Source organism: Streptomyces sp. P9-2B-2, assembly GCF_030406865.1.
GTDB lineage: Bacteria > Actinomycetota > Actinomycetes > Streptomycetales > Streptomycetaceae > Streptomyces > Streptomyces platensis.
On record NZ_CP129126.1, the window covers coordinates 7,611,943 to 7,623,720 of the forward strand.

Here is an 11,778-nt window from a genome sequence, read left to right on the forward strand (position 1 = left end):
CGGTCAGCGTCATGTACATGGCCTGATCTGACACATGACCGACATGAACCCTCTTTCGTCCCTCCCGTCTGCCACGCTCCGCCGTCCCCCTCCACCATGGTGGGCAGCGGGCGCCGCCGCGGTCACGGCACGGGATGCCGGACCGTCCGCGGGACGAAAAAGCTACCCATGGACCTGTTTTCGGCCGCCGGCCGCCCGCGGTGCCCGGACATGCCCTTACGCAGGGGAGTTGCGCCGCGCTACCGTCCGCCCGTGACGAATCCTGCGCGGATCCCCCGCATCCCCTTCACAGCGCTCGTGCTGGCAGCCGTCGCCGCCCTGCTGTCCGCCCTGATCGGGCCGGCCGCCGCGCAGGCGGCGCCCGCCGAGAGCAGACCCGTCTACTCCTACGACCGCGCGATACGCGAATCGGTCTGGGTGGACACACGGCTGGACGGCGACGCGGACGGGAGAACCGACCGCGTCGCCGTCGACATCGTGCGGCCCGCCGAACCGGCGCGACAGGGCCGGCGGATCCCCGTGATCATGGACGCCAGTCCGTACTACTCCTGCTGCGGGCGCGGTAACGAGAGCCAGAAGAAGACCTATGACGACCGGGGCCGGCCGGTCGGGTTCCCGCTCTTCTACGACAACTACTTCGTGCCGCGCGGCTATGCGACGGTCCTGGTCGACCTCGCGGGCACCAACCGCTCGGACGGCTGCTCCGACGTCGGCGGCCGCTCCGACATCGGTTCCGCCCGGGCCGTCGTCGACTGGCTCGGCGGCAGAGGCCGTGCCTACACCGCCCGTACGGGAGGGAAACCCGTCACGGCCGGCTGGTCCAACGGCAGCACCGGAATGATCGGCAAGAGCTGGGACGCCACCATCGCCAACGGCGTCGCGGCCACCGGCGTCAAAGGGCTGAAGACCATCGTCCCGATCGCCGGCATCTCCTCCTGGTACGACTACTACTTCGCCAAGGGCGCCCCGCTCTATGACTCGGGGCCGGACTCCCTCGCCGAGGTGGTCGACAGCCCTGATGCGCGCAAGCACTGCGCCGCCGTGCAGAAGAAGCTCGCCGACGGGGCGCCCCGTACCGGCGACTGGACCGGTCTGTGGAGTGAGCGCGACTACGTCCGCCACGCGGACCGGGTCCGGGCCAGCGTGCTCCTGGTGCACGGCATGCAGGACCTCAACGTCCGGACCCGGCACGCCGGGCAGTGGTGGGACGCGCTCGCCCGGCACGGTGTCGAGCGCAAGATCTGGCTCTCCCAGACCGGGCATGTCGACCCCTTCGACTACCGGCGCAGCGCCTGGGTCAAGACCCTGCACCACTGGTTCGACCACTATTTGCTGGGCTACGACAACGGCATCGAGCGCACCCCGATGGCCGATATCGAGCGCTCGCCCGGCACCTGGTCCACCGACCCGCAGTGGCCCGCGCCAGGCACCGCGCCCACCACACTGCGGCCGCGCGGCGGCACCGCGCCCGGCGTGGCCCTGCTGGGAACCCGTAAGGCACCGCACGGCGCGACCGAGACCTTCACCGACGACCCGAAGCTGAGCGAGGCCGACTGGGCGGCCCGGATCGATGCCCCGACCGCCGCCAAGGCCGGGTTCCGCACCGGACCGCTGCGCACACCGCTGCGGTTGTCCGGCTCCGGCAGGGTGACCGTGACCGTCACTCCGAGCACCTCGACCGCCCATCTCTCCGCCGTCCTGGTCGACCTCGGCCCGGACACCATCCGCAACTACGCCGCCGAGGGCGAGGGCATCACCACCCTGGACCGGCGCACCTGCTGGGGCGCCGGAACCACGGGCGACACCGGCTGCTTCAAGGAGACCGCCGCCGACACCCAAAAGGTCGCCCACACCGTCTTCAGCCGCGGCTGGGCCGACCTCGGCAACTACGCCGACGCCCACAAGGGCCGCCCGCTCACCCCCGGCAAGCCGTACAAGCTCACCCTGGACCTGGCCGCGAGCGATCACGTCGTGCCCGCCGGGCACCGGCTCGCGCTCATCGTGGCCGGTACCGACGCCGGTCTGATCGACCCGCCCGCGGCCACCGGGAAGCTCACCCTCGACCTGTCCCGCACCTCCGCCCAACTCCCGCTGACCGGCGGCGCGGCGGCCTTCGCACGGGCCACCGCGGGCGCGCCGAGGCATCCGGACGCCGCGGCACCGCTGGACGGTATCGCCCCGCCGCGCTCGGTCAGCCGGCTGCCGGCCGTGGGATGACCACCCGGGGCCGCCCCACTACGGGCGGCCCCACCCGGTCCCCCTCTCCACCGCTCACCCAAGGGAGGCTCCTCCTCGTGATACCCCGCCCCCACCGCCTCGCCGCCGGGCCGCTGGCCATCGGGCTGACGGCCACCCTCGGCGCGACCCCGCCGCCCGCCCCGGCCGCGACCGCAACCCCCGCACCCCGTACGGGATTCGAGATCAGCCATGGCGCCCGCTGGACGGGCCAGGCCGAGGAACAGGACTTCCTCAAGGCCGTCGACCGGGGCTCGGTGCGCGTACGGATCGACCGGATCGGCACCACCGGGCAGGGCCGCCCGCTGCAGCTCGTCCGGATCGGCGCCCCCGCCCCCGAGGGCCCGGCGCGGGTCCGGCGCGGAAACTCCGTGCTGCTGATCTGCTCCCAGCACGGTGACGAGCCCTCCGGGCGCGAGGCCTGTCTGACCACCGTCCGCAATCTCGCCTACGCCAAGGACCCGGCGACCCGGCGCTTCCTGCAACACACCAGCGTGCTGGTCGTCCCGACCGCCAACCCCGACGGCCGGGCCGCGGACACCCGAGGCAACGCCGACGGCACGGACATCAACCGCGATCACATCGCCCTGCGGACCGCCGAGGGCCGGGCGATGGCCGAGGTCATCCGCGACTACCGCCCGGACACCATCTACGACCTGCACGAGTACGGCCCCACGGTCCCGTACTACATGAAGGACGTGCTGTCGCTGTGGCCGCGCAACCTCAACACCGCGGACGGGGTGCACCGGGAAGCGGCCGCGCTTTCCCAGGACTTCGTGCGGCCCGCCGTCCACCGGGCGGGCTTCTCCACCGGCGTCTACGGCATCTGGACCGACCCGGAGACCGGTGATCCCGTCAAGCAGGTCGCGGGCGACGGGCAGGAGCGGATCCTGCGCAACACCGCGGGTGTGAAGGGTTCGGTCGGACTGCTCGTCGAGACCCGGGTCGACGCGCTCACCGAGGCCGAGAAGGCCGACCCCGCGCTCAACAACCGCCGCCGGGTGGACTCCCAGCTGGCCGCGCTGGACGGTGCCTTCACCTTCCTCGACCGGCACCGGTCACGGATCGAGGCGGCCACCGCCGCCGCCCGGCTCGCGGGCTATACCGATCACGGTCCGGTGTATCTCGGCGGCGCGGATAACGAACCGGCTACCGAAGAGCAGATCCTGTCCGACCCGCCTTGCGCCTATCGTCTCGAAGAGGGACAGTTTGCGCAGGTCAGGGAAGAATTGGTGAGGCACGGAGTGGTGTGGCGCCGGGACCGTGACGGCGTCGTCGTGCCGCTGCGCCAACCGCTGCGGAAGCTCGTTCCGCTGCTGTTGGACCGGAGGGCCGGTTATCACCTTACGGTCGCGACGCCCCTCAACGTCTGCCGTCGTGTGGTAGGTGGTAACGGGTAAGGAAAATATGGCCCATTGAAAGGTTGACACGTGTCGGACACAGTCAGAGAAGCCGGAGACGGGGGTGGCACGCCATCCGTGACGGACGTCCCCGATGAGCCGCAGCACCACGGGCCCCCACAGACCGACCGTGTGGTCTTCGGTGTGACCTCGTTGCTCACCCTCGCCTTCATCGCGTGGGGAGCGTCGTCCACCGAATCCCTCAAGAGCGCATCGACCTCGATGCTGAACTGGGTGATCGACAACGGCGGCTGGGCCTTCGTGCTCTCCGCCTCCGGATTTGTGATCTTTGCGATTTGGCTGGCGGTCAGCAAGTACGGCCGGATCACGCTCGGCAAGGAGGGCGAGGATCCGGAATTCCGCACCGTGTCCTGGATCGCGATGATGTTCAGCGCGGGCATGGGCATCGGTTTGATGTTCTACGGCGTCAGCGAGCCGCTGGGGCACTTCAGCACCCCACCGCCGGGCACCGATCCGCAGGACGCCGCCCAGGCGATGGACACCGCGATGGCCACCACGATGTTCCACTGGACGCTGCACCCCTGGGCGATCTACGCGGTCGTTGGTCTGGCCATCGCTTACAGCTGCTTCCGGCGGGGGAGGCGGCAGACGATAAGCGCGGTGTTCACCCCACTGATCGGCACCCGGCGGGCGAACGGCTGGGGCGGCCGGGTCATCGACATCCTGGCCATCTTCGCCACCCTCTTCGGTTCGGCGGCCTCGCTGGGTCTCGGTGCGCTCCAGATCGGCAGCGGCATCAAGGTCCTCGGCTGGATGGACAGCGTCAGCACCACCCTGCTGGTCGGCATCATCACCGTGCTGACCATCGCCTTCATCCTGTCCGCGGTCTCCGGTATCGCCAAGGGCGTCCAGATGCTGTCCAACATCAATATGGTGCTGGCGGTCATCCTGGCGGTCTTCGTGTTCGTGGTCGGACCGACCATCCTCATCCTCAACCTGCTGCCGACCTCTCTCGGCTCGTTCATCGGCGAACTGCCGCAGCTCGCGGGCCGTACGGAGGCCAGCAGCGGTGACGATGTGGGCGGCTGGCTGCGCAGCTGGACCGTCTTCTACTGGGCGTGGTGGATCTCCTGGACGCCGTTCGTGGGCATGTTCATCGCCCGGATCAGCCGGGGCCGGACCATCCGCCAGTTCATCGGCGGGGTCATCCTCGTCCCGAGCGTGGTCAGCCTGGCGTGGTTCGCGGTGTTCGGCGGCTCGGCCATGAAGCTCCAGTCGTCCAAGCAGCTCAGCGGGTCGAGCACACCCGAAGGACAGCTCTTCGATGTGCTGCACCAGTACCCGCTCGCCACGGTCATGAGCATTCTCGTCATGATCCTGGTCGGCATCTTCTTCGTGTCCGGTGCCGATGCCGCGTCCATCGTCATGGGCACCCTCTCGCAGAAGGGGACCTTCGAGCCGACCCGGCTCGTGGTGATCTTCTGGGGAGTGGTGACCGGTGCGGTCGCGGCGGTCATGCTGCTGATCGGCGGTGGCTCGGGCGATGCCCTGACCGGCCTCCAGAATCTGACGATTCTGGTCGCGGTGCCGTTCATGGTCGTGATGATCGCCATGTGCTGGGCGCTGATGCGTGATCTGCGCAGCGATCCGCTGATCGTGCGCGGTCAGAAGGGCGCCGAGGTCGTCGAACTGGCCGTGATCGCGGGCCATGAGCAGTACGACGGCGACTTCGAGATCCAGATCGGACCCGGCAACGGAAACGGGGACGACGCGGGTGACGGCACCGGCACCGGCGAGGACAGCGGCGTCGAAGTGAAGAGCGGCGGTTAGGCCGACTCCTGAGCGGCGTCGTACGGCCCCGGTGTGGTGCCGGCGGCCGGATGACGAAGGGGCCTGCGCACGACCTTCCGGTCGTGTGCAGGCCCCACGTCTGTGCCGGGTTACTTCTTGAAGCTGTAGTCCATCAGCTTCTTCGCGTCAGCGGTGCGGTTCGTCACCGAAGAGGAGGCGAGAACTGCGCCGATGACCGTCTTGCCACCGCGGGTCGCGGCGAAGACCAGGCAGTACTTGGCCTCCGGGCCGGAGCCCGTCTTGACGCCGAGAGTGCCCGAGTAGGTGCCGAGCAGCGCGTTGGTGTTGGTCCACGACATGTTGCGGTAGCCACCGCTCTTCGTCGAGACCTTCTGCGTGGTCGACTTCGTCTTCACGACCGTACGGAACGTGGAGTACTTCATCGCGTTGGAGGCGAGCTTCGTCAGGTCGCGCGGAGTCGAGTAGTTCGCGCCCCTGCCGATGCCGTCGAACGAGTCGAAGTGCGTGTTCGTCATGCCGAGCGACTTGGCCGTGGAGTTCATCTTGCCGATGAACGACGTGACCCGCGCGGCCCGGGTGGAGCCGCTGCCGAACTTGTCGGCCAGCGCGTACGCCGCGTCGCAGCCGGACGGGAGCATCAGCCCGTACAGCAGCTGGCGGACGGTGACCTTGTCGCCGACGATCAGCTTGGCCGAGGAGGCCCAGTTGTTGTCGACGATGTAGTCGCTGTACGCCTTCTGGACCGTCACCTTGGAATCAAGGTTGAGGTTCGACTGCGCCAGCACCACCCGAGCCGTCATGATCTTGGTGGTGGAGCCGGTGGAGCGACGGGTGTCCGCGGCCTTGGTGAAGAGGGTCTTCCCCGTGCCGTTGTTCATCACGAAGCCGCCCTTGGCGGCGATCGCGGGAGTCTTGGGCGCAGCGGCCTGCGCGGGAGCGGTGAACGCCCCGGCCGTCAGAACGGCCCCCGCGGTGACAGCGACCGCGGATACGCGACGAATGCCCTTAATGCCGTTTCTCAAAATGGATACTCCAAATATCCCTGATGTGCGGCCATATAGAAATGGCGCTTGCACATAGGACGCATGAGACGGGCGATTGGATGCGCCCTCCGGCCGGTGAATTCCGCGCGTCCGCCTGCCGCGGGACCGAAAAGACGCATTCCGGCCCGGGAAGACCGCGCCGCACCTACCCGCGTACCGGCCCGCGGCCCTCCCGGACCTCCCGCACCATCCGCAGCACCTCGTCCGCGCAACCCCAGGCCACGGTCACGCCCCCACCGCCGTGCCCGTAGTTGTGCACGCACGGCATGCCGCCGGACAGCCGCTCCGCCGTCAGCCGCACCGCCGGGCGGGCCGGGCGCAACCCCACCTTGTGGGCCAGGACCCGGGCCCGCGCCAGCTCCGGGAAGCGCCGTGCGGCGCGCGCCACGATGGCCGCCGCCACCGCCGGATCGGGCTCCCGGGACCAGGCGTTCTCCCGCGCCGTACCTCCCAGCACCAGGCCGTACGGCTGGGGCAGCAGATACGTGGTGTCCGATGCCCCCGCGTCGGCCGAGACGGACCACTCCTCGATGCCGGGGTTCTCCACGACCACCAACTGCCCCTGGACCGGATGGACGTCCGGGTCGGGTACGAGAGCGCGGGCGCCGAGCCCCGAGCAGTTCACGACTACATCCGCCGTCGCTCCGGCCTCCTCCAGCGAGGTGACCTCACGCCGCTCCACGGTCCCGCCCGCCGCCGCCAACCGCTGTTCCAGGTAGTGGAGATGGGTGGGCATGTCCACCAGGGGAGTACGGGCCCGCCACCCCGACGCGCAGCCCTCGGGGAGCTCCTCCGCCCGCGCCCGCCGCAATCCGGGCACCGCGTCGTACCAGGCGGCCAGGCCGTCTTCGGCGCGGTCCGTCGTGGCCGTCATCGTGCCCGTCACCATCCGGGCGCCCGTCTCCGCCGGCCGTTCGGCGAGCGCCGTGAGCACCTGGAAGGAGCGTACGGACCACGCCACCGCCCGCTCGTACGGCTGGATGCGGTACGGCCAGCACAGCCCGCCCGCCACCGCCGAGGTCGTCCCGCCGGCCGCGTCCCGGCTCAGTACCCGTACCCGGTGCCCGTCCTCGGCCAGCGCGATCGCCGACGTCAGTCCGATCACCCCGCCGCCGACCACCCGGATGTCCAGGCCCTGCGTATTGCTCGTCATGCCGGGACGCTAACCGCTGGCGCGGGCGGGGAAAAGGGGAGGTGGCGGTCCTGCCCGCCATTCGTTCGTGATCTTGTGGTAACCCCGCGGCAGCGGAGTGGACCCTCCCGGACCGTAGGCTGGTAGCAGCACCGTCGGCCGATGACGCCCCTCGGAACCACTTACCGCCGTCCGTCCGCCGTCGTCTGAGGAGGCCCATGCTCCGCGCGCCGCGCGCCGTGCCCGCCTGGCTCGCCCACCCCTTCCGCTGGCAGCGGCTGCCCGTCCCCTGGGCGGCCGTTGCCCGCGGTGCGCTGTGTGCGGGGCCGCTGCTGGGCGCGGGCATCGCGACCGGCCATCCGGCGCCCGGCGTCCTGGCCGGCCTCGGCTCGATGCTGGCCGGGGTCAACGACCGCCCCGGCACCCGGCGCACCGGCATCGTGCACATCGGCCTGCCCGCCCTCGCCTCGGCGCTCGGCATGCTGATCGGCGCCTCGCTCCAGGCGGCCGACGCGGGCTGGTGGCTCCTGCCGGCGCTGTTCGCCGTCGGCTTCGTCTCCGGTGCGGGCAGCGTGGCCGGGCCGGTGCGCTCCAACGCCGGGATGCAGATGCTGGCGACCACCGTCCTGGGCGCCGGGATGCCGCTGCCCGGCGCGCCCTGGGCGAAGGCCCTCTATGTCCTCGCCGGCTGTCTGTGGCTGCTTCTGCTGCGGCTCGTCCTGCGCCCGCCCCGTCCCGCGGGCGGCGCGCTCAGCGGCGAACGGGCCGCGGTCGCCACGGTCTTCGACGCGCTCGCCGACGCCCTGAGCGCGGTCGGCGGGCCCGGTGCCGAGCCCGCCAGGCGCCGGCTCACCGCCGCCCTGGACCGCGCCGACGAGGCCGTACGGCTGCGCCTCCTCACCAGCCGGCTGCTGCGCCGGTCCGCCCGTACGGAAGAGCTGCTGCTCACCGAGCGGTTCGCCGCCGCCACCGCGCTCTGCGAGGCCAGCGTGGCGCTGCTGTGGGAGGCCCGGCCGTTGCCGTCCCGGGTGGCGGAGAGCCCCCGCAGGTTCGCCGAGGCCCTGCGCACCGGACGGTCGCCGGGCCGGCTGTCCGCCCCGGAGACCAGCACGGCCGCGCGCGGCGCCTTCGACCAGGCCCTGCTGGACGCCGCGGTCGCCTTCGCCAGGCGGGAGCCGGAGCCGCGGCCCGGAGCGGAGCCCGCACCGTCCGCGTCGGGCCGTCCCGCCTGGATGGCCCGGCCCGAGGCCGCGGTCCGCGGGGCGCTGGGTGCCGTCGGCGGACGGACGCGGCGCGGGCGCGGCCTGTTCGGCCCGGCCGGGCGGGACTACGGCCTGCGGGTCGCCGTCTGCATCGCCGCGAGTGTCGCCGTGGCGCTGCTGCTCCGCGCCGACCACTGGTACTGGCTCCCGGCGACCGTCACCTTCCTGGTGAAGCCGGACCTGGGCCCGCTCTTCTCCCGTACGGTCAACCGCTTCGCCGGGACCGTCGCGGGCGTGCTGGTCTTCGCCGGGGCGGGCCTGCTGCTGACCGGTACGTGGTGGCCCGCGCTGGTGGCGGGCGCGGGCGGGGCGCTGCTGCCGTTCGCCACCCGCCACTTCGCACTGCAGACCGTCGCGATCACCCTCATGGTGCTGTCGTTCGTGTATGTCAGCGGCGATCCGCAGGCGGCCGCCGAGCGGATCGTGGACACCTCCATCGCCTGCGGCATCGTGCTCGTCGTCGGACATCTGCCCCGGCTCGCCGACCCGCGGCGCCGGGTCGGGCACCGCGTCACCTCGGCGCTGCGCAGCACCGAGCAGTTCCTGCGGCACGTCCTGGAGGCGGAACCGGGCGCGGACCCCACCCGGCGGCTGGCACTGCGCCGCGCCGCCTACCGGGCGCTGGGGGAGGCCAGGGCGGCGGCGGAGACCGCCGCGGCCGAACTCCTCGCCGCCCGCGACCGCAACCCCGACTGGCTGACCGTCGTCACCGCGGCCGAACGCATCGTGGACGCCGCGACCGCCTGCGCGGTACGCCTCGACCATGGCGCGCACCGCCCGAGCCGGGCCGAGGCCGAGGGGCTGTGCCAGGCGCTGGCGGCGATGGCCGACGCCCTGGAGGACCCACGGCGCCGGCCCGAGCCCGGCCCGTCCGCCCCAGACCTCCCGCCGGTCCCGGACTGCGCCACGCTCACGGATGTGGCCGTGGAACTGGAGCGGATCCGGGGGTACGCGGGGACGGGGTGAGGCGGGGGCTGCGGGGTGTGCGGGGCCGGGACGTGACCCTGCGGATCCCGATCGCCGAGCGCGCCGGGCTCCGCAAGATCGCTATGGGTGGGGACACTGGGCAGAAGCAGAGCCGTGGCTGAGCGGGACCGCGCCCGCATCGGCGGGGACGGGAAAGTCTCCGTCCGGTCCGGTCCTCCGCGCTCCGAGGAGAAGGAGGCAGCTGTGGCGCCCATGAGATGGGAGGCGTTTCTGGCACAGGTCCAGGAGCGCGGCGAGTACGAGTCACCGCAGGAAGCGGAACGGGCGGCCCGCGTCGTCCTGGCCCTGCTGGGCGCGCATCTGGTCGGTGAGGAACGGGCCGAACTGGCCGCCGACCTGCCGGAGACCTTCGCCCTGATCCTGCTCAACCCGCTCCGGGCCGCCGAGCCGCTGGACCCCGCACGGTTCGTCCGCGCCACGGCGGCCTGGATCGAGGGGGCCACCGAGGAGACCGCCAAGTGGGATGTCGGCGCCGTGCTCAGCGTCGTCGCCGATGCCGCCGACGAGGACCTCATGCAGCGTGTCCTGCTGCAACTGCCGCCGGACTTCGACCTCCTCTTCGGTCACCCCCGGTTGGTATGACCACGTCGTGCGGGCCCCCTCCCCGCTGGCGGGGCGGGGGCCCCGTGTCATGAGCCGCCCCCTCCGCTCCGCGCTGTCACAGAAGGGGCGGCCGGTGGCTCACCGCACCCAGCGGCCGTCCGCGGGTTCGCCCGTCGGGGAGGTGGCTGCGGAGTCATCCGTACGGGACGGCCGGGCCGCCCGGCGCGGGGTGGTGGCCGGCCCGCGCCAGGTCACGCGGGCCAAGCCCCCGACGACGAGGGCGAGTGCCGTCAGGAGCGCGCTCACCCATAGCGGCGAGCGGTAGCCGAGCCCAGCGGTGAGCGCGGTGCCGCCGCACCAGGGGCCGAGCGCCGCGCCCACGTTGAGCGCCGCCGTGGCGAACCCGCCGCCCAGGGTCGGCGCCCCGGTCGCCGCGTAGAGGGCCTGCGAGACGAGGGTGGAGCCGACCGCGAAGGACAGCGCCCCCTGGACGAAGAGGAGCACGAGCACGGCCACGGGGTTCCCGGCGGTGAGCGCCGTCACGAGCCAGCCGGCGAGCAGGGCCGGTCCGCCGAGCGCCAGGAGACGGAGGGGACGGGCGTCGGCCAGGCGCCCGGCCATGCTGACGCCGACGAAGGAACCCAGGCCGAAGAGCGCCAGCACGGCGGGCACCCAGCCGGTGCCGAGTCCGGTGACCTCGGTGACCAGCGGCGCGAGATAGGTGAAGGTGCAGAAGGTCGCGCCGTTCACCAGGGCGCCGAGAAGCAGCAGCACCACGAGCCGGGGGCTGCGCAGGGCACGCAGTTCGGCGCCGGCGCGGGGGCCGTCTGCTACGGACCGCGGGGCGGGGTCGGCCGGTACCGACCACAGGATCGCGAGGACGGCGGGTACCGAGACCAGAGCCACCGCCCAGAACGCCGAGCGCCAGCCCCACAGCTCACCGAGCAGCGCCCCGGCGGGCACGCCAGCGACACACGCCATGGTGGTGCCGCCGAGCAGGACGGAGGTGGCGCGGCCCTTGGCGTCGGGGGCGACCATCGAGGTCGCGGTCGCCAGGGCCACCGCCAGGAACCCGGCGTTGGCCAGCGCCGCGACGAACCGGGTGGCCAGCAGGACTCCGTAGCCGGTGGTGACCGCTCCGAGGACATGGACCAGCAGGAACGTGACCAGGAAGGCCAGCAGTGCGCGACGCCGCGGCCAACGCAGGCTCAGCAGCGCCAGCAGGGGCGCGCCGATCACCATCCCCACGGCGAAGGCCGAGGTCAGCGCTCCGGCGGCGGAGAGTGAGATATCCAGCTCACGGGCGATGTCCGGCAGCAGGCCGGAGAGCATGAACTCGGAGGTGCCTTGGGCGAACACCGCAAGGCCGAGCAGAAAGAGAACGAAGGGCACAGCAACACTCC

At 72.0% G+C, this 11,778-nt stretch carries 8 protein-coding genes; 5 read left to right on the forward strand and 3 right to left on the reverse strand.

The window, feature by feature from the left end:
• The first annotated feature begins 300 nt into the window (after positions 1–300).
• The 3 genes from QT196_RS33475 (at position 301) to QT196_RS33485 (ending at position 5,426) form a co-directional block, all read left to right on the forward strand.
• Complete coding sequence (locus QT196_RS33475) at positions 301–2,217, forward strand: Xaa-Pro dipeptidyl-peptidase (protein WP_290356783.1); 1,917 nt, start codon at positions 301–303, stop codon at positions 2,215–2,217.
• Between the two features lie 125 nt (positions 2,218–2,342).
• A complete protein-coding gene (locus QT196_RS33480) occupies positions 2,343–3,635 on the forward strand; it encodes a M14 family metallocarboxypeptidase (RefSeq protein WP_248001694.1) in 1,293 nt (430 codons plus the stop codon).
• 78 nt (positions 3,636–3,713) lie between these two features.
• Positions 3,714–5,426, forward strand: a complete 1,713-nt coding sequence (locus tag QT196_RS33485; protein ID WP_168482431.1) for a BCCT family transporter — start codon at positions 3,714–3,716, stop codon at positions 5,424–5,426.
• Between the two features lie 110 nt (positions 5,427–5,536).
• Here QT196_RS33485 and QT196_RS33490 read toward each other — a convergent pair whose 3' ends face one another.
• On the reverse strand, positions 5,537–6,430 hold the full coding sequence (locus QT196_RS33490; RefSeq protein WP_290356267.1) for a D-alanyl-D-alanine carboxypeptidase: 894 nt from the start codon (positions 6,428–6,430) through the stop codon (positions 5,537–5,539).
• A 166-nt stretch (positions 6,431–6,596) separates the two neighbouring features.
• Positions 6,597–7,604, reverse strand: coding sequence for an FAD-dependent oxidoreductase (locus tag QT196_RS33495; protein WP_168482433.1), 1,008 nt, complete (start codon positions 7,602–7,604; stop codon positions 6,597–6,599).
• Positions 7,605–7,801: 197 nt separating this feature from the next.
• On the opposite strand from QT196_RS33495, the gene QT196_RS33500 reads away from it, so the two are divergent.
• Positions 7,802–9,811 (forward strand): FUSC family protein, encoded by a 2,010-nt coding sequence (locus QT196_RS33500; RefSeq protein ID WP_290356268.1) that lies wholly within the window; start codon positions 7,802–7,804, stop codon positions 9,809–9,811.
• Between the two features lie 213 nt (positions 9,812–10,024).
• Positions 10,025–10,414: a DUF2267 domain-containing protein gene (locus QT196_RS33505; RefSeq protein WP_168484158.1), complete on the forward strand. Its 390-nt coding sequence runs from the start codon at positions 10,025–10,027 to the stop codon at positions 10,412–10,414.
• A 99-nt stretch (positions 10,415–10,513) separates the two neighbouring features.
• Here the strand turns inward: QT196_RS33505 and QT196_RS33510 are convergent, their stop codons facing one another.
• A complete protein-coding gene (locus tag QT196_RS33510; protein ID WP_290356269.1) occupies positions 10,514–11,767 on the reverse strand; it encodes a Cmx/CmrA family chloramphenicol efflux MFS transporter in 1,254 nt (417 codons plus the stop codon).
• Between the last annotated feature and the right edge of the window lie 11 nt (positions 11,768–11,778).

Bases quoted from the DNA above. Each gene is read 5' to 3' on its own strand.
- QT196_RS33505 (WP_168484158.1), top strand. From the start codon at position 10,025: ATGAGATGGGAGGCGTTTCTGGCACAGGTCCAGGAGCGCGGCGAGTAC.
- QT196_RS33495 (WP_168482433.1), bottom strand. From the start codon at position 7,604: ATGACGAGCAATACGCAGGGCCTGGACATCCGGGTGGTCGGCGGCGGG.
- QT196_RS33500 (WP_290356268.1), top strand. From the start codon at position 7,802: ATGCTCCGCGCGCCGCGCGCCGTGCCCGCCTGGCTCGCCCACCCCTTC.